13 protein-coding genes are annotated in these 20729 nt (G+C 69.6%); 11 read left to right on the forward strand and 2 right to left on the reverse strand.

Features of this window, described 5'->3' with window-relative positions; genetic code table 11:
• The first annotated feature begins 69 nt into the window (after positions 1-69).
• The 9 genes from F0U63_RS41810 to F0U63_RS41850 all read left to right on the forward strand — a co-directional run bounded on the left by F0U63_RS41810 (position 70) and on the right by F0U63_RS41850 (position 15489).
• Complete coding sequence (locus F0U63_RS41810) at positions 70-1743, forward strand: DUF4215 domain-containing protein (RefSeq protein WP_395839501.1); 1674 nt, start codon at positions 70-72, stop codon at positions 1741-1743.
• A 57-nt stretch (positions 1744-1800) separates the two neighbouring features.
• Positions 1801-3174: a cytochrome P450 gene (locus F0U63_RS41815; RefSeq protein WP_395839503.1), complete on the forward strand. Its 1374-nt coding sequence runs from the start codon at positions 1801-1803 to the stop codon at positions 3172-3174.
• Positions 3175-3182: 8 nt separating this feature from the next.
• Entirely contained in the window at positions 3183-4874 is a 1692-nt protein-coding gene (locus tag F0U63_RS41820; protein WP_395839505.1) for a M28 family metallopeptidase, read from the forward strand.
• Between the two features lie 149 nt (positions 4875-5023).
• Positions 5024-10309 (forward strand): AAA family ATPase, encoded by a 5286-nt coding sequence (locus tag F0U63_RS41825; protein WP_395839507.1) that lies wholly within the window; start codon positions 5024-5026, stop codon positions 10307-10309.
• 81 nt (positions 10310-10390) lie between these two features.
• Positions 10391-10747 (forward strand): hypothetical protein, encoded by a 357-nt coding sequence (locus tag F0U63_RS41830; protein ID WP_395839509.1) that lies wholly within the window; start codon positions 10391-10393, stop codon positions 10745-10747.
• A gap of 141 nt (positions 10748-10888) precedes the next feature.
• Complete coding sequence (locus F0U63_RS41835) at positions 10889-12949, forward strand: TonB-dependent receptor (RefSeq protein WP_395839511.1); 2061 nt, start codon at positions 10889-10891, stop codon at positions 12947-12949.
• Positions 12946-13680 carry a hypothetical protein gene (locus F0U63_RS41840; RefSeq protein ID WP_395839513.1) on the forward strand — a complete coding sequence of 245 codons (735 nt, stop codon included), beginning with the start codon at positions 12946-12948 and terminating at the stop codon, positions 13678-13680. The genes F0U63_RS41835 and F0U63_RS41840 overlap by 4 nt, the downstream gene beginning before the upstream one ends.
• Positions 13677-14504 (forward strand): hypothetical protein, encoded by an 828-nt coding sequence (locus F0U63_RS41845; RefSeq protein ID WP_395839515.1) that lies wholly within the window; start codon positions 13677-13679, stop codon positions 14502-14504. The genes F0U63_RS41840 and F0U63_RS41845 overlap by 4 nt, the downstream gene beginning before the upstream one ends.
• A 73-nt stretch (positions 14505-14577) precedes the next feature.
• The gene (locus tag F0U63_RS41850; RefSeq protein WP_395839517.1) at positions 14578-15489 is read left to right on the forward strand and encodes an ROK family protein; all 912 of its coding nucleotides are present in this window, start codon (positions 14578-14580) and stop codon (positions 15487-15489) included.
• 2 nt (positions 15490-15491) lie between these two features.
• Here the strand turns inward: F0U63_RS41850 and F0U63_RS41855 are convergent, their stop codons facing one another.
• Both F0U63_RS41855 and F0U63_RS41860 read right to left on the reverse strand, forming a co-directional pair.
• Positions 15492-16631, reverse strand: a complete 1140-nt coding sequence (locus tag F0U63_RS41855) for a sugar ABC transporter substrate-binding protein (RefSeq protein ID WP_395839519.1) — start codon at positions 16629-16631, stop codon at positions 15492-15494.
• Between the two features lie 166 nt (positions 16632-16797).
• A complete protein-coding gene (locus tag F0U63_RS41860; RefSeq protein ID WP_395839521.1) occupies positions 16798-17529 on the reverse strand; it encodes a class I SAM-dependent methyltransferase in 732 nt (243 codons plus the stop codon).
• 73 nt (positions 17530-17602) lie between these two features.
• Between F0U63_RS41860 and F0U63_RS41865 the strand changes: the two genes are divergently transcribed.
• Together F0U63_RS41865 and F0U63_RS41870 are read left to right on the forward strand one after the other, a co-directional pair.
• The gene (locus tag F0U63_RS41865; RefSeq protein ID WP_395839523.1) at positions 17603-18703 is read left to right on the forward strand and encodes a hypothetical protein; all 1101 of its coding nucleotides are present in this window, start codon (positions 17603-17605) and stop codon (positions 18701-18703) included.
• A 94-nt stretch (positions 18704-18797) separates the two neighbouring features.
• On the forward strand, positions 18798-20669 hold the full coding sequence (locus F0U63_RS41870) for a serine/threonine protein kinase (protein WP_395839525.1): 1872 nt from the start codon (positions 18798-18800) through the stop codon (positions 20667-20669).
• Positions 20670-20729 lie beyond the last annotated feature (60 nt).

Here is a 20729-nt window from a genome sequence, read left to right on the forward strand (position 1 = left end):
GGCGTACCCTCCGCGCCGGGAGTACGGATGCGTTGACACGCCACTCCCCCACTTCCAGCATCCGTCTCCATGCGGAGTGACCTTCCTGGTGGAGTGCGATTCACGGGCCTCGTGCTCGTCTCTTTTCTCGTGTCGATGCTGGCCTCCGGCTGTGGGGGTGGAGAGGGCGTATGTGGAGACGGGACACGCCAGTCGGCGGAGTCCTGCGACGACGGCAACACGGCGGACGGCGATGGCTGCTCGGCGAGCTGCCGCGCGGTAGAGGAGGGCTGGGCGTGCGACACGCCGGGCCAGGCCTGTGTCCGCACGACCTGTGGAAACGGCACCCGGGACAACACCGAGGCCTGTGACGATGGCAACACCACCGCGGGGGACGGCTGTGACACCCGCTGCCTGGTGGAAGAGGGCTGGAGCTGCACCGCGCAGGGGGATCGCTGCTTCGCCGCGGCCTGTGGTGATCGCATCATCGCCGGGGACGAGGAGTGCGAGGACGGCAACGCCCTGCCCGGCGATGGCTGCGGCGCGACCTGCCGGCTGGAGTCCGGCTACAAGTGCCCGGCGGCCGGCGAGCCCTGCATCCCCACGGTCTGCGGGGATCGCATCGTCGAGGGCACGGAGCAGTGCGACGACGGCAACAACAACCTGGGCGATGGCTGCTCGCCCCTGTGCACCACCGAGCCCCGCTGCTCCGGCGGCACCTGCGAGAGCAGCTGCGGGGATGGCGTCTTCCTGCCCAACGATCCGAAGGAGCAGTGCGATGACGGCAACACGCGCGCCAACGACGGCTGCTCGCCCACGTGCACGCTTGAGCCGGGCTTCAAATGTCAGGCCGTCGAGTCGTCCACGCCCGAGAAGGTGTCCATTCCCGTCGTCTACCGCGACTTCCGCGGCAATGACCTGACGAATCCCAAGGGCCACGTCGACTTCGAGAACGCCAATGGCGCGGAGCTCGGCATCTGTGGGCCGCTCTATTCGCCCCTGTCCGCGGACGGCAAGCCCGTGTACGCGAAGGAGGGCGTGACCAGCGCCACCACCCATGGCCGGGCGGCGTTCGATCAATGGTACCGGGACGTCGAGGGCGTGAACCTGACGGTGGTGGGCGCGCTGGAGTTGCTGCGCAAGGACGCCACCAGCGGCTCATACGTGTTCGAGGACACGAGCTTCTTCCCGCTCGACAACCTGGGCTGGGTCGCCCAGGGCACGGAGCCCACGCGCAAGGACAACGGCGGGGTCTCTCACAACTTCAGCTTCACCAGCGAGGCCCGCTATTGGTTCGAGTACAAGGGCACCGAGGTGCTCAACTTCCTGGGGGATGACGACGTCTGGGTGTTCATCAACGGCCGGCTGGCGTTGGATCTCGGCGGTGTCCACGGAGCGCAGGAGGGCATCATCACCCTGAAGAACCAGGCCACCGACCTCGGCCTGCGGGTGGGCGGCATCTACGAGGCGGTGGTGTTCCAGGCCGAGCGCCACACCTCGGCCTCCTCGTACAGGCTCACGCTCACCAACTTCGTCACCCGCCGCACCCAGTGCACGCCCACCTGCGGCAATGGGACGGTGGACCCGGGCGAGGAGTGTGACGAGGGGGCGAGCAACGGCTCCGGTCAGTGCACCCGCGCGTGCGTGTTCGGTCCCCGCTGCGGCGACAACGTCGTCCAGCCCGAGGCCGGCGAGCAGTGCGACGACGGCAACACCACCAGCGGCGACGGGTGCAGCGCCCTCTGCAAGGCGGAGATCAAGTAGGCCAGGGCACGGCGGCGCCTGGGCTATCGTTCCTCCCCGCTGACGAGGGAGGACACCATGGCGCCGAACCCGCTGGACGAGCCGCAGCAACAGACCCCTGCCCAGACCCCGGCGGAGGCCCCCTTCGGGGGGCCCACGGTCCTGGACAAGGAGAGTCTGGAGTTCATGACCCGGGCCCATGCCGTCTACGCCGAGCTGCGCGACAAGGGCCCCGTCGTGCGTGTTCCCTCCGGGCGCGGCATCGTGGACCGGGCGCAGGCCGAGCGCGCGTCAGCGGAGCAGTCCGCCCCGGAGCAATACTTCGTCACCCGGTACGACGCGGCCGTGTCCATCCTCATGGAGGAGCGGCTGTCGTCCGATGTCCTCAAGGCCATGCCGCCCGAGCAGCGCGCGCGCATGGAGGCCGCCCTGCCCGAGGAGCTGCGCCCCATCGTGCGCAGCATCCTGGTGCTGGATCCCCCGGACCACACGCGGCTGCGCAAGCTCGTGCAGCCCAACTTCACCGCGCGCGCCATGGAGGCACTCAGGCCCCGCATCCAGCGCATCGTGGAGGACCTGCTCGACAAGGCCGAGCGTGAGGCGGCCACGCGCGGTGAGGTGGCCCCCGGCCGGCGGTTGGACCTCGTCGAGTCCTTCGCCTACCCCCTGTCCATCACCGTCATCAGCGACATGCTCGGCATTCCCGTGGAGGAGCGCGAGACCGTCTATCCCTGGGCGGAGCGGCTCCTGCGGGCCAAGGGGCCCGAGGGCATGATGGATGCGGAGACGCGCGCCGGCTTGAACGCCTTCGCGAACTACCTCGAGTCCCTGTTCGAGCGGAAGCGGCGGACGCCCGCCGAGGACATGATCAGCCAGATGGTCCAGGTCCAGGAGGACGGAGACATCCTCACCCCCCAGGAACTGCTGTCGATGGTGTTCATCCTCTTCTTCGCCGGGCACCTGACGACCGTCAACCTGATCGGCAACGGCGTCGTCGCGCTCCTGAGCCACCCCGAGCAGCACGCCCGCTTCCTCGAGGACCCCGCCGCCTGCGTCAAGGGCATGGTCGAGGAGACGCTGCGCTACTGGGGGCCGGTCGACTTCATCGGTGGCCCGCGCATCGCCCTGGAGGACCTCGACGTGGGGGGAACACGCGTGCCTCGCGGAGCGAAGGTGGCGGTGGGACTCGCCTCGGCCAACCGGGACCCCCGGCGCTTCGCCCACCCGGACGCGTTCGACATCTCGCGGCCCGATGCCCACCGGCACATCGCCTTCGGCAAGGGCATCCACGTCTGCATCGGCGCCCCCCTGGCGCGGCTCGAGGCCGAGCTGGCCTTCGAGACCCTGTTCCGCCGATGGCCACGGCTGCGGCTGGCGGAACCCGCCGGGCAGCTCGAACTCAGCATGGGGGCCGCTCTGCGCGGCTTCAAAAGGATCCCGGTCGTGTTTTAAGTGCGGCCATGACCTTCCCGAGAGTCCCGAGGCGCGTTTCGTGCTCCCCCTTCCTCGCCGCGCTCGCCCTGCTGCTGGGTGCGAGGGAGGGCCGTGCCGAGGAGCCGGTGACGATCGATCCGGCACGGCTGTCGGAGATCACCAGGACGCTCGCCTCGGACGAGTTCGCGGGCCGGGCACCGGGAGGGCCCGGCGAGGCCAAGACCGTCGAGTACCTCATCCGCCAGTTCAAGGAGGCGGGCCTGGAGCCCGCCGGCGAGAAGGGCGGTTGGACGCAGAAGGTCCCCCTGGTGCGCTTCCAGGTGCAGCAGGACGCCACCGTGAACCTGTTCGCCGGGGGCCAGGACACACCACTGCACCAGGGCCAGGAGGTGGTGGTCAACACGCTGCGCCCGGTGAGCCGCGTGAAGATCGACAAGGCCCCGCTGGTGTTCGTGGGCTACGGCGTCTCCGCGCCCGAGCGGGGATGGGATGACTTCAAGGGCGTCGACTTGCGCGGGAAGATCGCCGTCATCCTCATCAACGATCCCGACTTCGAGGCGCGCGAGGGAGAACCCGTCAGCGGCAGGTTCGGCGGCCGGGCGGCCACGTACTACGCCCGCTGGACCTACAAGTACGAGGAGGCGGCCCGACGGGGCGCGCTCGGAGCACTGATCATCCACGAGACTCCGGGCGCGAGCTATGGCTGGTCCACGGTCCAGGCGGGCTACGGCGAGACCTACGACATCGTCCGGGCCCAACCCTCCCGGGAGAAGGTGCTGATGCAGGGGTGGCTCCACCGCGATGCCGCCGTCGCGCTGTTCACGCGCGCGGGGTTGGACCTGGAGCAACTCAAGAACGAGGCCCGCACCGCGGGCTTCAAGCCCATCCCGCTCGCGGGCGCCCACCTGAGCACCGACTACCGCGTGACCCACACGCGCGCCGACAGCCACAACGTGCTGGGCAAACTGCCCGGCAAGCAGCGCCCCCGCGAGGCCATCATGTACGGCGCCCACTGGGACGCCTACGGCATCGGTCCGGCCGATGCCTCCGGCGACACGGTCCGCCATGGCGCCGTGGATGACGCCATCGGGCTGGCCGGCATGATCGAGATCGCGCGCGCGTTCCAGCGTGAACCGAGGCCCGCGCGCACGATCCTCTTCGCCGCCTGGACCGCCGAGGAGCGGGGCCTGCTCGGCTCGGAGTACTACGCCGAGCATCCACTCCAGCCCCTCGCCACCCTGGCGGCGAACCTGACCATGGACGTGCTGCAGACCGCCGGGCCCGCGCGCGACGTCGTGCTCATCGGCCATGGGCAGAACGAGCTCGAGGACGACCTCGCCCGGGCCGCCGCCAGACAGGGCCGCACCATCACCCCCGATGCGAAACCCGAGCGGGGCCTGTTCTACCGCGCGGACCATTTCTCGCTGGCCCGGCGCGGCGTGCCGGTGCTCCTGCTGATGGGCCTGGGCGGCGGCCACGATCTGGTGGAAGGAGGCCGGGAGGCCGGCGACAAATGGGTCGCGGATTACACCGCGCGCTGCTACCACCAACCCTGCGATGCCTGGAGCGCCCAATGGGATCTGCGCGGCACCGCCCAGGACGTGCAACTGCTCCATGACATCGGCCGGGAGCTGGCCACGTCCAATCGCTGGCCCCAGTGGAAGCCCGGCTCGGAGTTCAAGAGCGTCCGTGACCGCTCGGCATCCACCCGCAAGTGAGCGCGGACCCCCGGGGTGGGACACGCCCCTTCCACACTCTCAGCATTTGAGCGGACAGGCTCTCGGTCCCTGGTGGTCGATCCATTGGAGTCAAGGGGGCTCGGCCGACAAGAGAAGACACTCAGTTGTTCTATGCTCGGAACGTTCCCATGCTTCAGTTCCCTGGCTACTCCCTGCTTGGACTCCTGCAGTCCACCTCTTCCAACCTCCTGTACCGTGCACTGCGCGAGGTGGATGGCCAGCCCGTCATCCTGAAGACCCCCCGTTCCGACTTCCCGGGTGCCCGCGAGCGCGCCCACCTCCAGCACGAGTACACGCTCCTACAGCGGCTGCGGGACGCACCCGGCGTCGTCCAGGTGCACGCCTATGAGTTGCTCCAGGAGCGTCCCGTGCTCGTCCTCGGCAACGAGGGCGGCGCCTCGCTCTCCGAGCACCTGGATCACCCCTTCCCCCTCGCGCGCTTCCTGCCCATCGCCCTGGACCTGTGCACCACCCTGGCCGAGGTCCACCGCCGGGGCGTCATCCACAAGGACATCAAGCCCGCCAACATCCTCCTGTCCGCGTCCGGGCAGCCCTGGCTCATCGACTTCGGCATCTCCACCCTCCAGCGAACGCAGCACGTGGAGGCGGCGCCCGCCGCGCTCGTGGAAGGCACACCGGCCTACATGTCTCCGGAGCAGACGGGGCGGATGAACCGGGCGCTGGACTACCGCACGGACCTCTATTCCCTGGGCATCACCTTCTACCAATTGATCACGGGGCGGCTGCCTTTCACGGGGAGGGATTTGCTGGAGTGGTTCCACGCCCACCTGGCCCAGGCCCCCGTGCCCCCGCACCAGGTGATGCCTGGCCTGCCACCGGCCCTCTCCGCGCTGGTGATGAAGCTTTTGTCCAAGCGCGCCGAGGATCGCTACCAGGGAGCGGAGGGCCTGCGCTTCGACCTGGAGCGCATCCAGAACGGAGAGCGGGACTTCCCCCTGGGGCAGAAGGACGTGCCCGCGCGCTTCCTGCTGCCACAGCGGTTGTATGGCCGGCATGCCGAGGTGGCGACGCTGCTGGAGGCGTTCGAGCGCGTGGCCCAGACGGGCCAGCCGGAGTGGGTGCTGGTGCGCGGCTACTCGGGCATCGGCAAGTCCTCCGTCGTGAAGGAGCTGCACCAGCCAGTCCTGCGCAGCCGGGGCTTCTTCCTCCGGGGCAAGTTCGAGCAGTACCAACGGGACAAGCCCTACGCCCCCCTGGTGCAGGCCCTGCGGGGCCTCATCCAACACCTGCTGGCCGGCAGTGACGCGGAGCTGGCCTCCTGGCGCCAACGCCTGCTGGAAGCCCTGGAAGGTCAGGGCGGGGTGTTGCTGGAGATGGTGCCCCAGCTGGAGCTCATCCTGGGCAGACAGCCCGCCGTGGAGGACCTGCCGCCCGAGGCGGCCCAGAACCGCGTCCACCACCTCTTCCAACGCCTGCTGAGCGTCTTCGCCACGGGGGAGCACCCCCTCGTGCTCTTCCTGGACGACTTGCAGTGGGCGGACGCCGCCTGCCTCGCGTTCATCCAATACCTGATGGCCCACCCGGACACGCCTTCCGTGCTGTGGGTGGGGGCCTACCGGGACAACGAGGTGAGTCCCACGCATCCGCTCATGTTGACGCTCGCCAAGGCGCGCAAGGCGGGGACTCGGTTCGCGGACATCCACCTGGGAGCCTTGTCGCTCGAGCAGACGCACCAGCTCGTGGCGGATGCCCTGCCCGGGGCCCAGGAGGACATGGTGAGGCCCCTGTCCGCGCTGGTGTGGGAGAAGACGGCGGGCAACCCCTTCTTCCTGTTGCAGTTGTTGCAGACCCTCCACCAGCAGGAGCTGGTGACCCGCGCGCCCAAGGGCGGCTGGCGCTGGGACGAAGCGGGCGTGAAGGCGTTTGGCTACGCGGACAACGTGGTGGACTTCATGGCGGACCGGCTGCGCCAGTTGCCCCCGGCCACGCAGCACCTGCTCCAACTGGCCGCGGGCGTGGGCAGCTCCTTTCCGCTCTCCCTCCTCGCCCTGCTGTCCGAGCGGGAGGCCCCCGACGTGGAGCGCTGTCTGGAGCCGGCCCTGATGGAGGGGCTGGTGGTCCAGGCCGGTCCCCTGGAGCTGAGATTCCTGCATGACCGCATCCAGCAAGCCGCCCATGGCCTCACCCCCAAGGAGGAACGCGCGCGCCTGCACCTGCGCATCGGCCGCCTGCTGCTGCGGGGCCTGTCCCCCGAGGAGCTCGAGGAGCGCCTCTTCGACGTGGTGTCCCAGCTCAACGCGGGCGTGAAGCTGCTGGACGACGTCGAGGAGCGCACGCGCCTGGCGCACCTCAATGCCCGGGCGGGCTTCCGGGCCAGGAGCTCCACGGCCCATCAATCGGCCGTGAACTATCTCGGCCTGGCCTTCTCCCTGCTGCCCGGAGATCCGTGGGAGACCCACCCCGAGCTGGCCTTCAACCTGCGCCTGGCCCACGCCTCCAGCGAGATGGTGCTGGGCCATTCCTCCCAGGCCCTCCAATTGGTGGACGAGGCGACACGCCACGCCCGGACGCGCCTCGACACCGTCTCCGCGTACATCCTCAAGAGCCGCCTCCTGCTGCTCATGGGCGACGCCCAGGCCAGTCTGAGCAACCTCGTGGAGTGTCTGGAGAAGTTTGGACTCCTCCTGCCGCTCGACCCTTCCGCCGAGGAGCTGAGCGCCGCGGAAGCGGAGCTGGAAGGCTTGCTGGAGCGGCACTCCGTCGAGAGCCTGCTCGATCTGCCCGCCATGACGGATCCCGACGTGACGGCGACCCTGAATGCATTGGCGAGCCTGTGCACCCTGGCGCTGTTCACCAGACCCAGCCTGGCCACCATCGCCGCCCTGCGCGCCGTGGTCCTGAGCATCCACCATGGCAACGCGGAAGCCTCGGCGAACGGCTATGTCCTCTGCGCGACCTGGTATTGCATCGTCCGCCGGCAATACGAGAAGGCCCATGCCCTCGGCAAACTCGCCCACGAGCTGAGCGAGCGCCATCCCACGTCCATCTACCGGGGCCGGGTCCTCGCCTTCTACGCCGCCCTCGCCTGCCTTCGCGAGCCCTTCTCCCAGACCCACAAGTACTGCCTCGCGGCCTTCGAGTATGCGCTCCGGGTGGGAGACTCTCCAGCCGCCTGCGTGCACGGCTTCTCCATCAGCCGCACCCTCCTGGTCGAGGGCCGTGAGCTCTCCGAGACGCACCAGGAGATCCAGGCGTTCGTCGAGTACTCGCGCAAGTCCAACTTCCGGCTCTTCGAGCTCCTCACCCGCTATTACGAAAGGCTCGTGCAGCAACTGCGAGGGCTCACGCCCTCCTTCTCTTCTCCAGATGGAGACGGGTTCGATGAAGCGAGCGCCGAGGCGGTGATCATCAGCGGCCGCTCGGCGCAGCACCACAACATGTTTCTCTTCATCAAGCTCCAGTCCCGCTACATGTGTGGCGACTACGAGCAGGCGCGCCAGGCGCGCGCCCTCGCCACTCCGGAGGCGCGCCGGGTCCCCGGAGATACCGCGGCGTTCGCCTACCATCTCTATGGAGCGCTCACCCTCGCCGCCTGCTACCGCAACGCCTCCGCCGAGGAGAAACGGGAGTTCCTCGCCGACATCGAGGCCCACCGCCAACAGCTCGCGGGTTGGGCCAGCGGCTGCCCGGCGAACTTCGTCGCCGCCAAGCGGCTGGTGGCCGCCGAGCTGGCCCGGATCTCCGGCCACACCGAGCAGGCCCTGCGCTCCTACGAAGCCTCCCTGTCCGCGGCGCGCGAACACGGTTCGAACCACCTCGTGGGCCTCATCTGCGAGTTGGCTGCCCGCTTCTGCAAGGACCTGGGCCTGCCCTCGCTCACGACCGCCTACATCCGTCAGGCCCACGAGGGCTACCTGCAGTGGGGCGCCCATGGAAAGGTCCGCCAACTGGAGGAGCAGTGGCCCCAGCTCCTCGTCGTCGATTCCAAACAGGACACCACCACCACGGGGACGGGCGTGCAGCGCATCGACGCGCTCGCCGTCATCAAGGCCCAGCAGGCCATCTCCAGTGAGATCGTCCTCGAGCGGCTGGTGGCCACGCTCATGCGCGTCGCCCTGGAGAGCGCCGGAGCACAACGCGGCGCCTTCCTCCTGCTCCAGGACGACGCGCTCCAGCTCGTAGCGCTCCAGCCCCCGTCCGCGCGCCAGGGCGAGCCCCTCCAGCCCCACGAGCTGCCCCTCTCCCTGTTGGCCTACGTGCGCCGCAGCGGCGAGCACGTCCTGCTCGACGACACCACCCAGCCCCACCCCTTCTCCTCCGACGTCTACTTCTCCTCGTCCTCCGCCCGCTCCGTGCTGTGCCTGCCCGTGCGCCGCCAGGACACCCTCCAGGGCCTGCTCTACCTGGAGAACTCCCTCTCCTCCGAGACCTTCTCCCACGGCCGGCTCTCGCTCCTGGAGCACCTCGCCTCGCAGGCGGCCATCTCCATCGAGAACGCCCGCCTCTACGCGGACGTGCGCAAGGCAGAGACCGCCCTGCGCCACGCCAACGAGGAGCTGGAGGCGCGCGTCCAGCAGCGCACCCACGAGCTGCGGCAGGCCCAGGCCCGGCTGGTGGAGACGGCGCGCCGGGTGGGCATGGCGGAAGTCGCCTCCAGTGTCCTGCATGACGTGGGCAACGCCCTCACCAGCATCGTCGTGGACACCGCGCTCATGCGCGGCGCCGCGGCCACTTCCCGCGTGAACCGCTTCCGGCAGGCCACCTCCCTCCTGGAGGACAACCGCGCCCAGCTCGCGGAGTTCCTCACCCAGGACGCCCGTGGCCGCCACATGGTGGACTACCTCATCCGCCTGTCCGAGGAGCTGGAGCAGGAGCACACCTCGCTCTCCAAGAACCTGGAGGCGCTGGACTCCAACGTGGCGCGGGTGCGCTCCATCGTGGAGAGCCAGCAGGCACATGCCACCTCCACCCTGTTGATGGAGGAGTGCGACCTGGGCGAGTTGGTGGACGAGGCCCTGCGCCTGCAACAGGGCGCCCTGTTCCAGGCGGGCATCACCGTCTCCCGGGAGGTGCCAGCGCTGCCGCCCGTGAAGACAGACAAGCACAAGGTGCTCACCATCCTGATCAACCTGCTCAGCAACGCGCGTCAGGCCATGGAGGCCCACCCCCAGGACGACCCCCACCTCACCGTCCGCGCGACACTCGAGGACGGCTGGGTGCGCCTGCAGGTGGTGGACACGGGGGTGGGCATCGCCCCGGACATCCGCGAGCACCTCTTCACCCAGGGCTTCACCACCCGCGCCGAGGGCCATGGCATCGGCCTGCACTCCAGCGCGCTCGCCGCGCAGCTCATGGGCGGCCGCCTCACCCTGGACAGCGAGGGGCTCGGCCACGGCACCACCGCGACCCTGCTCATTCCCTTTCATACCCCGCGCGCCGTGGCCCAGCGCTGAGCACCACACAAGCGCGTCTTGCACCTGACGGGGAACGGGGATAGGGAGGCGCTCCCCCCTTCCCGTCGGAGCCCGCCGCCCGTGTTGGACCCCCGAGACCGCCGAGACCTGGCATGCCTGGGCCTGGTGGTCCTGGTGTACGGGCTCGCGTTGGCGCCGGTGCTCCACGCGGTGGTGGGCCATGGCCACTCCCATTCCCGGCGCCACGCCCCCGTGGCCCTGGAAGCGCGCGGCCACGAGCGGGAACCGGTCCTGGGCGCCGTGGGACACCAGCACCCGGTCGGCTCCGTGGAGCACCTGCTCGCGCTGGCCGTGGCCCGGGTGGAGGTACACGCCCCCGCGGTCCGCTGGACGCCCCTGCGGTGGGAAGTCTCCCGGGGGCCCTTGTCGCTGCCGGGTGAGCCGCCCCGCCCCACGGCGATGCCGCAAGGCCCCTAGTCCCGGCTCCCCTTTCTGAAGTCAGTCAAAAGCGTGCGCCCCGCGAAAGCGGGAGCGTCAGGCATTGGTCTGTCCGAGCCCCCCGTGATTCCACTCTGTTTGTTGCTCTGTGCCTCCCTGTCCCCCTGGGACGGTGGAGGAATGGAAGACGTCCCCCCCTTGTCCGAGGAGCGGCGCGAAGAGGCGCCCGTCCCGCCCAGTGAAGAGCCTCCCCCCGAGGAGCCCCCGCCCCCGCCCGCCGCGAACACCACGGTGCGCGCGGCGCGGCCGGCGCATGGCGCGTCCGAGCTCACGATTGACCGGGAGGTGATGGACGCGGCGCCCCGGAAGGGCGCGGTGGACGTGCTGCGGCTGGTGCCGGGGCTCGTCGCCTCGCGGCATGGCGGCGAGGGCAAGGCCCAGCAGCTCTTCCTGCGCGGCTTCGACGCGCTCCACGGACAGGACGTGGAGCTGAACGTGGGGGGCCTGCCCGTCAACGAGGTGAGCCACATCCACGCGCTGGGCTACGCGGACCTGAACTTCATCATCCCCGAGGTGGTGCGCGAGCTCCGGGTGACGGAGGGCTCCTACCGGGCCGCCCAGGGCGACTTCGCGGTGGCGGGGACGGTGCGGCTGGAGCTGGGACTCGAGGAGCCCGGCGTCCTGCTGTCGGGCACCCTGGGCCAGTACGGGCAGCACCGGGTGGTGGCCGCCTTCCGCCCGGGAGACGACGCGGAGACCTTCGCCGCGGTGGAGCTGGGCGAGGGCCAGGGCTTCGGACCGGGGCGGACCTTCGGGCGGGCCTCCCTGCTCGCCCAGGCGGTGACGGCCGTGGAGACGGGCGCGGGCACACTGCGGCTGCGAGCGCTCGCGGGCAGCTACACCACGCGCTTCGACTCCCCCGGCGTCGTGCGCGAGGACGACCTGCTCGCGGGGCGCAGCGGCTTCTTCGACGCCCCCTTCGCCCGGCAGGGCGGCGCGGCGACCCGGCATCAACTGCTGCTCGGCATGGAGCTGCCCCGGCGGGGCACGGAGCGCACGCGGCTGGAGGTCTTCGGTCTGCTGACGGACCTGCGCCTGCGCAACAACTTCACGGGCTTCCGGGTGGACGCGCGCGGGGACGGGCTGGAGCAGACGCATGACGCGCGGACGCTGGGCGCGCGAGCGGAGCACCGGCGGCACTTCCAGGTGCTCGGCGAGGACGTGGCGCTGGAGCTGGGCCTGGGCGCCCGGAGGGATGGCGCCACCCAGACCCAGCGCCGCTACCGGGAGACGGACGGCACCTTCTTCGCCAACGAGGTGGACGCCCAATTCGTGCAGACGAACGTGTGGGGCCACGCGGAGGCGCGGCTCGTCCTGGGCGCCTGGAGCCTGATGCTCGGAGGCCGGGCGGACGCGTTGGGCGTGGAGGTGTTCGACGCCCTCGCCTTCCAGGATCCCCGCTACACCGATGGCCAGGGCTACTCGCGCGGGGCCTTCGGCACGCACCTGGGCGCGAAGGCGGGGCTCGAGTACGCCCTCACCGACGACTGGCGGCTGTTCGCCAACTACGGGGACGGCTTCCGCTCGCCGCAGGCCCGGAGCCTGTCGGAGGGCGAGCGCACTCCCTTCGTCTCGGTCCGCAGCGCGGAGCTGGGCGCCCGGCGGGAGGGCGAGCGGGTGGCGGCGCAGCTCAGCCTGTTCGGCTCGCAGGTGGAGGATGACGTCTTCTTCGACCACACGGTGGGCACCACGGCCTTCACCGGCGAGACGGTGCGCGCGGGGCTGTCGGCGGCGCTTCAGGCCCGCCCCCTTCCCGGAGTGCTCGCCGCGCTGAGCGCGACGGTGGCGCACGCGCGGGTGCTCGCGACGAACACCCTGCTGCCCTACTTCGCGCCCCTGGTGGCCCGGGGTGACGTGGGCTGGAACCGGACCGTGTCCGTGTGGGGAGAGCCCCTGGCGCTCAGCGCGGGGCTCGGCATGACGCTGCTCGGGCCGAAGCCCCTGCCCTTCGACGAGTACAGCCGCACGGTGTTCCTCGCGGACGTGCTCCTGGGCGCGCGGCTGCGCGGCGTGGCCCTGCGGCTCGAGGTGCAGAACGTCCTGGATGCGCGGTGGCGCGACGGCGAGTTCGTGTACGGCTCGCGCTTCGATCCCCAGGCGCCCGCGAGCCTCGTCCCCAGCCGGCATTTCACCGCGGGACCGCCACGAACGGCCTCGCTCACCCTGGAGGTCCATCTGTGAAACGCGTGTCCCTTTCCCATGCGCTGCTGCTGCTCGTGCTCCTGACGAGCTGTGGCACGGGAGCCCAACGGCGCACCTTCCCCGTGGAGATGACGCTCCAACCGATGACGGGCCCGAACGAGCGGGGCTGGGCGGTGACCCCGGAGGCCCTCCATGTCTCCGTGGGCCCCGTGCGCTTCTACGAAGGGCACGTGCTGCTGTCCCACCGCGCCCCCCGCTTCGATCCCTTCTTGCTGCTGGGCGGCACGGCGTGGGCGCACCCGGGGCACTACCTCCCCGGCGACGCGCTGGCCGAGGTCCTGAGCACCACGGTGGTGGATCTGCTGGCGGCCTCTCCCACGGTGCTCGGCGAGGCCAACGCGGTGACGGGAGACTACGGCTCGATGGAGCTGACGCTGCCGGTCCCCCCGGGAGGCCACGCGGTGCGCGTCCGTGGCACGGCGACGCACGCGAATGGACAGCAGGTGCGCTTCGACGTGGTCCTGGACCTGCCCAAGCCCATCGAGGGCATCCGCTTCGAGCGGGAGCTGGCCGAGGAGGTGGGCCGGGTGCGCATCGCCGTCGACTTGAACACGTGGTTGGGCCGGATCGACTTCGCCACGGCATCCCCCGCGGACGCCGAGGGCGTGTCCACGTTCCCCACCGGAAGCCAGGCGATGAACGCCCTGGTGCGGGGCGTGGAGGACACGGGTGCCTACGTCGTGACGTGGGAGGAAGGAGCAACGCAATGAAGAAGCTGCTGCTGGGATTGGGCTTGCTGGGGCTGGCGTCGTGCGGTGGGGGCTCGGGGGACCTGACCCTCACCACCTATGGGGAGGACTACATCGAGAAGGAAATCCCCGCGACGGCGTTCGCGGATGGCTGGTCGGTGAAGTTCTCCAAGTTCCTGGTCACCCTCGGCGAGGTGAAGGTGGCCTCCCACGATGGAAAGGTGGCCGCGGAGTCCACGCAGGCCCAGGTGTTCGACGTGCACAAGCCCGGCCCCGTGACGGTGCGGAGCTTCACCGGACTTCCGGCGGCGGACTGGGACGCGGTGAGCTATGCCATCGCCCCGTCGGCGAGCGCACAGGCGGGCAACGCGAGCGCCGAGGACGTGGAGCGGATGAAGACGAGCGGCTGGTCCGTGTTCGTGCAAGGCGTGGCGACGAAGGGCACGGAGACGAAGCGCTTCGAGTGGGGCTTCCCGACCAACACACTCTACGAGAAGTGCGAGCACCCGGACCTCGGCGAGGGCGTGACCGTGCCCAACGGCGGTGAGGAGATGTTGCAGCTCACCATCCACGGGGACCACCTGTTCTTCGATGACCTCCAGTCGCCGGACGCGAAGATGCGCTTCGATGCGCTCGCCGCCGCCGACCAGGCGGGCATCGTCGGCGCGGATGGGCAGATCACCCTCGAGGAGCTGGAGCGGGTGGACCTGACGCAGCTGCCCCCGGACCAGTACGGCACCGGCGGCGCCTCGAAGGTGCGCAACCTGCGCGACTTCGTCACCGCCCTGGTCCGCACGGTGGGTCACTACCGGGGCGAGGGCGAGTGCGCGCCGCGCGTGCGCTGAACGCCCCGGGCCACCTCCCTGTGGAATACCGCCCCCTCACGCGGTAGAGGGGGGGCGTGACCAGGAGGTCGCCGTGAAGACACTGTTGGGTGGTATCGAGGCGGGAGGCACCAAGTTCGTATGCGCCGTGGGGACGGGCCCGGACGACATCCGGGCGCTCGTGCGCATCCCCACCACCACCCCCGAGGCCACCATCGGCCAGGCCCTGGCCTTCTTCCAGGAGCAGACGCGCCAGCACGGCCCCCTGGCCGCCCTGGGCATCGCGTCCTTCGGCCCGGTGGAGCTGCATCCGGACTCGCCGGCGTATGGCTTCATCACCTCCACGCCCAAGCCGGGCTGGAGGAACGCCGACCTGGCGGGTCCGTTCCGCCGCGCCCTGGACATCCCCGTCGGCTTCGACACCGACGTGAATGGCGCGGCCCTGGGCGAGAAACAGTGGGGCGCGGCCCAGGGGCTCGACACGTTCATCTACCTCACGGTGGGCACGGGCATCGGCGGAGGAGCGCTCATCAACGGCCGGTTGTTGCACGGCCTGCTCCATCCGGAGATGGGCCACTTCCGCCCGCCCCGCGACGCGAAGGCGGATCCCTTCCCCGGCTGCTGCCCCTACCATGGAGACTGCTTCGAGGGGCTCGCGTCCGGTCCCGCCCTGGAGAAGCGCTGGGGCCAGCCCGCCGAGTCCCTGTCGCCGGACCACCCGGCCTGGGCGCTCGAGGCGCACTACATCGCGCAGGCCCTCGCCAACTACATCTGCGTCCTCTCCCCCCAGCGCCTCATCCTCGGCGGCGGGGTGATGGCCCAGGGGCACCTCTTCCCGCGCGTGCGCGCCGAGGTGCTCCGCCTGCTCAACGGCTACATCCAGGCGCCCGCCCTGCTCGAGCACCTGGACTCGTACATCGTGCCCCCGGGGTTGGGAGACCGCGCCGGGGTGCTGGGCGCCCTCGCCCTCGCCCTGGACGCGGCACGTCCGGGGCGGGGCGGCTGAAGTCACGGCTGGAGCTGCGCGGAGGCGCACGCGGTCGCGTAGGCGCCCTCGCAGATCTGCGCGGGCGTCCAGAAGCCGTCCGCGACGACGGTGCTCTTCACGTTGTCCTTGGTGACGACCTGGGCGGGCAGGAGGATGGACGGCACGTCCTTCATGCCGTTGTTCACCTGGCCATTGACCCGGCCCGCCGGGGGCTGGCCCGTGCGCAGCAGCGCCACGGCGACCTCGGCGGCGATCTCTCCCTCCGTCTTGATGGCCTTGTAGACGGTCATGTACTGATCGCCGGTGAGGATGCGCTGGATGGCGGCCAGCTCCGCGTCCTGGCCGGTGACGGGCGGCAGCGGATTGAGGCCCGCCGCCTTCATCGCCGCGATGGCGCCGCTGGCCGTGCCGTCGTTGGCGCAGTACACGCCCGCGATGTTCTCCTTGCCCAGCCGCGTGATGGCCTGCTCCATCTGCTGCTGCGCCTTGTCCGGGCTCCAGTCCGGGGTGTCGTACTCGGCGCCGACCTTCAGGCCGCTGCCGTCGATGACGCTGTGCGAGCCCTTCTTGTAGAGCGTCGCGTTGTTGTCCGTGGGCGAGCCGTGGATCATCACGATGGTGCCCGAGCCCTTGCCATCCGCCTTCAGCTTGTCCGCCAGGGCCTGACCCTGGAGCTTGCCCACCTGCTCGTTGTCGAAGGAGATGTAGTAGTCCACGTCCGCGTTGAGGATGAGGCGCTCGTAGCTGAGCACCGCCACCTTCGACTGACGGGCGCGTGCGACGATGGCCGCCGAGGAGGCCGAGTCCACCGGATCCAACACGAGCACCTTCGCCCCGTTGGTCAGGGCCGCCTCGGCCTGGTTCTGCTGCTTGGCGGCGTCCTGGTCGGCGTTGCTATAGAGGATCTCGCAGTCCGGACACAGCTCGCGCACCTTGCGCTCGAAGTGCGGACGGTCATGGGTCTCATAGCGGGCCGTCTTCGACTCGGGCAGCAGCAGGGCGATCTTCCCGCCCGAGGCCGCCGCGGGAGCTCCGCCCTCCTTCTGGGCCGTGGCCGGAGCGCCCTTGGCGTCGGGGTTGTCGCGCTTGCAGGCGGGGGCCAGGAGCAACAGCGCGGCGAGCATTCCGGCGGTGCGAATCGGAGACGTCGGTGAATGCATGTGCATCCGTCCTTCTTCAGAGGAGAAGATCTCCTCAGGGGGTAAGGAGCGGCATCCTGGCGCCGTCCCGGAAGGGACGACAAGTTTTCGAGTCGGGCCCCCGCGCCGCCTCTCGGGAAGAGGAGGCGGCTGGGGAAAATTCTGGCAAGGGTGTGTCCCGGATTGTCTACCTCCGGCCAGTCAGGGCCACGAGCAGCGGATTCTCCCGGTACTCCCTCCAGAACTCCGCGCCGAACTTCTCCACCGCCTCGGGAGGAATCTCGAAGTGCCGCCACTCGAGCTGGCGGAAGCCGGCCTGCGTCATGGCCCACTCATAGGTGGACGTGGACCACCGGCAGTAGTCGACGTCCGCGGGGGGAGACGAGTGGAAGCGCGCCCGGGCCACATGGCGCTCCCCCTCGAGCCGCTCGCCGAGCACCTCGAAGCCGTACTTCCCCCAGTTCCCCTTCTCCAGCACGAAGTGCGGATCAATGGTGAAGGCGATGAAGCGTCCGCCCTCCACGAGGTTGGAGTAGGCCCCGCGGCACATGCCCAGCAACTCGTCCCGGGTGAATGCGTAGTTGAGCAGGTAGATGGCCGTCACCAGGTGGAAGTCTCCCAGGTGGGGGAGCTGGGCGGCATTGGCGACCTGGTACTGGATGCCTTGCCGATGCTCCTGCTCCCGCTGCCGGGCGATCGCCACCATCTCCGGGGAGACGTCCACCCCGATGACGTTCTCGGCCCCCTGTTGTTTCAACAACCGCGTGTAGTAGCCAGCGCCGCAGGCCAGATCCAAGGCACGCTGGCCGTGCAGATCACCCACGAGCTTCAAGAACGTATGCCGCTCCGGGATGGGCAGGGGCGCCGTGTCCTTGAATTGCTCGTACTTGTTGCCCACGGTGTCGTATTGCGCCGCCATGTCGCATGCTCCCCACGGACTCCCCTGAATGGGGCCGGTCCGTGCGAGGCATTCTGCCCTGGAACCCACTCGAATGACCCTGGAAGAAGAAAGACAACACGCCCAGCTTTCCTTCCTCGCCAGCGGCCAGCCGCTCGAGGTGGGCGATCGCTCCACCCTGCCCTTGCCCCTGGACACCCTGGTGGCCACCACGGCCCACGACGCGCACGTGGTGCAAGTCATCGAGTCCGGACTGACCGCCTCCGTCTATCGGCTCCAGGCGGGCGGACGTCATTGGACGCTCAAACGCAAGCGGCCCGAGAGCCGGGTGAAGAACGTGGATGGGCAGACGTCGTTCCTCAACGAGGTCCAGCGCCGGAGGGACTTCACTGAACTCAAACGCGATGCGTCAAGCGCGCCACGCTTCACCCATATCGTCGAGACGCACTATGCGTCCCTGCTCGATGGGGTGATCCTCTCGCCCTGGATCGAGGGGGAGCGGCTCCAGCGCTACGACGGCCGGGTCTACGCGCAGCTCTTCGGCGCCATCGTGAACCTGGAGCTGCATGGCTTCTTCGAGTGGGACTTCTGCCCGGGCAACGTCCTGGATGACGGTGAGCGGGTGACCCTCTTCGACTTCGGCTACATGTACCGGTTCGAGCCGCGCCAGCACTACAACAACAACGGGCTCGCGACGCCCCTGTTCCATGGCATCGAGCGCTTCGAGACGCGCAACTTCTTCGACCACCTCCTGCGCAATCCCCAGGGCCTGGACGAGCGGCAACGCCTGTGCGCCTACCGGGAGGAGAAGACGTACGCGCTCGAGCACTACGAGGACAAGCGGGCGCGGCTGGAGGCCATGGGCGCCGAAGAACACGTGTTGTCCTGGCAGCGAGGCATCAACGAGCGCTGGCAGCGGGCCTTGAGGAGCGACGAGGACTTGCGGCGCCTGTACCTCGTCGAGGGCTTCCGCTCCCACGTGCTGGACCTGTTCGATGACCTGCACGGCCAGTCCTGCACGCCGACCACCCTCCAGCGGGCCGACTGGGCCCTGGGCGTCCTCCGGGAGCACTTCACCCTGCTGCGTGAGGAGCAGGGGTTCTTCTTCGGGGACGAGTCGTTGACCCAACCGGAGTTGCTGCGCAAGTACGAGCAACTCCGGGAGAAGGCCCTGGAACACCAACTGTGGCCCTGACCCGGCGAGTCGCCACCCTGTCCGAGAAGTTGGCCCCGCGAGGGAGTCTCACCAGGTAGGTATCCGCCCCGGTGAGCTGCTAGCGTGTGGCGCCATGAACGAGCGGGACACGCCGGACCTGCCGCCCGGCACGAACGTCAACGGCGCGATCATCGAGGAGCTGGTGGAGCGAGGGGGCTACGGCACCGTGTACCGGGCACGGGACAAGCTGACGGGCATCCTGTTCGCCCTCAAGTTCGTCCCGCTCTACCGGGCCAAACAGTGGGCCGAGCGCGAGGGCGTGCTCGCCATGCCCTTCCAGCACAAGAACCTCGTGCAACAGATGGGCTTCAGCTACTGGCCGCCGGTGCTGCCCGAGTTCTTCTGCTTGAAGATGATTTACGTCGAGGGCCGCCCGCTCGACGTGTGGGCCTGGGAAGACAACCCCGATACGTGGGCCGTGGTGGGCAAGCTGGTGGGGGTGTCACGGGGGCTGGCCGTGGCGCATGACAAGCATGTCGTCCACCGGGACGTGAAGGAGGCCAACATCGTCGTGCGTGACGAGGATGGGGAGCCGGTGCTGTTGGACTTCGGGGCCGCCAGGCGAGAGGGGCAGACCACCATCACCGAGGGCCTGTTTCCCCCGGGGACACCCCACTACCGCAGCCCGGAGGCGTGGCGCTTCGGCCTGGAGCACTGGAACGACCGGCGAGTCACCTATCGGCCCGGGAAGGCGGACGACCAATACGCGCTGGGCGTGGTGCTCTACCGGCTGCTCACCCGTCGTTTTCCCTTCGAGGTGGCGTGGGATGACGAGGCCTCGGTGCAGGCCGTCATCCACCAGGAGCCCCTGCCGCCGCACATCGTCAACCCCAACGTGCCGCTGGTGGTGAGTGACGTATGCATGAAGCTCTTGGAGAAGACGCCGGAGAAGCGCTACCCGAGCGTCCTGGAGTTGGTGAAGGAGCTGTCGCACCTGCAGGCCCGTGCGGATGCTTCCTGGCAGGTGCCCCTGCATGACGGCCCCCGTGGACCGAGGCAGGGCCGCCGGGGGGCCGCGGCGCGGAAGAAGCCCGAGGCGGCCGAGCCCTCCGTGGAGCCCACTCCGGCGACACCGACTCCGGCCTCGGTGGCGCAGGTGCCCGTGCAGGCCATGGCGCTCCAGGCGCTTCGGCGTGCGGCGGTGTGGATGGCGGTGCTGGTGGGCGTGGCCCTTGCTGGGGGGTGGCTCGCGCGGCGGTGGAAGCCCGAGTCCCCATCCGTGGCATCCTCCGCCCCCTCCCCAACGTGGAAGTCACTTCCCGGTCAGGAAGTGGCGCCCTCGTGGCCGCCGCCGGAGATTGAGCGGACCGCAGCTCCGCCCCCGGCGAAGCAAACCCCTGCGGTCGTCGCCTCGCTGGTGACGCGACCCAAGGACGACGCCTTGAAGAAGCAGCAGGCCCCCAGCCCCCCGGGGGACAAGAAGCAGAAAGGGGCCCTCTCAACCGTGGCCAGGTGGTGTGTCGGCGCCGCCGCTGCCGCCAACACGGCGTGTCCCGGTGCCCAGGTGCGTCCCGCCCCCGAAGCCGAAGCGTGCCCGGCGGGTGCCGTCGAGACCATGACCGAAACGCTCGGCATCAACATAGGGGCAAAGGTTGACGGTCTATTCGCCCCCGACGGTCCCCAGCGCCAGTTCGTCTCCGTGCGCGAAGGACTCACCTCGGTGAAGACCGGCGGAACGCGGGGAAAACTGCCGGTGGGGACCAGCCTCCACGGACGCCTCTACTTCGGGGAAGGTCGCGTCTATGGCCGGTTCACCGAGGCCCAGACCCCCACGGGGGACACCTACAAGGTCTGCATGCAAATCTTCACCGGGGAGCGTATGGCCAAGCGAGGTGGTGGGTACTACAAGCCCGGTCCCGGTACTGAGATGGAGTCAGGGAGTACGCCGGACAATGTCCTGATTTTCTGGATCGAAGACCTGGAGGCGGTGGATCGCTTCGAGTGAACCGGCACAGCGATTGGCGGGCCGCAAGCCCGATACGGCCCCCACACTACCAGGGGGGGA

The sequence above is a fragment of the Cystobacter fuscus genome, from assembly GCF_044360685.1.
Taxonomy (GTDB): Bacteria; Myxococcota; Myxococcia; order Myxococcales; family Myxococcaceae; genus Cystobacter; species Cystobacter fuscus_C.

Excerpts from the sequence above, each read along its gene's own strand:
- F0U63_RS41810 (WP_395839501.1), top strand. The coding sequence starts at position 70 with ATGCGGAGTGACCTTCCTGGTGGAGTGCGATTCACGGGCCTCGTGCTC.
- F0U63_RS41815 (WP_395839503.1), top strand. The coding sequence starts at position 1,801 with ATGGCGCCGAACCCGCTGGACGAGCCGCAGCAACAGACCCCTGCCCAG.
- F0U63_RS41820 (WP_395839505.1), top strand. The coding sequence starts at position 3,183 with ATGACCTTCCCGAGAGTCCCGAGGCGCGTTTCGTGCTCCCCCTTCCTC.
- F0U63_RS41825 (WP_395839507.1), top strand. The coding sequence starts at position 5,024 with ATGCTTCAGTTCCCTGGCTACTCCCTGCTTGGACTCCTGCAGTCCACC.
- F0U63_RS41835 (WP_395839511.1), top strand. The coding sequence starts at position 10,889 with ATGGAAGACGTCCCCCCCTTGTCCGAGGAGCGGCGCGAAGAGGCGCCC.
- F0U63_RS41845 (WP_395839515.1), top strand. The coding sequence starts at position 13,677 with ATGAAGAAGCTGCTGCTGGGATTGGGCTTGCTGGGGCTGGCGTCGTGC.
- F0U63_RS41855 (WP_395839519.1), bottom strand. The coding sequence starts at position 16,631 with ATGCATTCACCGACGTCTCCGATTCGCACCGCCGGAATGCTCGCCGCG.
- F0U63_RS41860 (WP_395839521.1), bottom strand. The coding sequence starts at position 17,529 with ATGGCGGCGCAATACGACACCGTGGGCAACAAGTACGAGCAATTCAAG.
- F0U63_RS41865 (WP_395839523.1), top strand. The coding sequence starts at position 17,603 with ATGACCCTGGAAGAAGAAAGACAACACGCCCAGCTTTCCTTCCTCGCC.
- F0U63_RS41870 (WP_395839525.1), top strand. The coding sequence starts at position 18,798 with ATGAACGAGCGGGACACGCCGGACCTGCCGCCCGGCACGAACGTCAAC.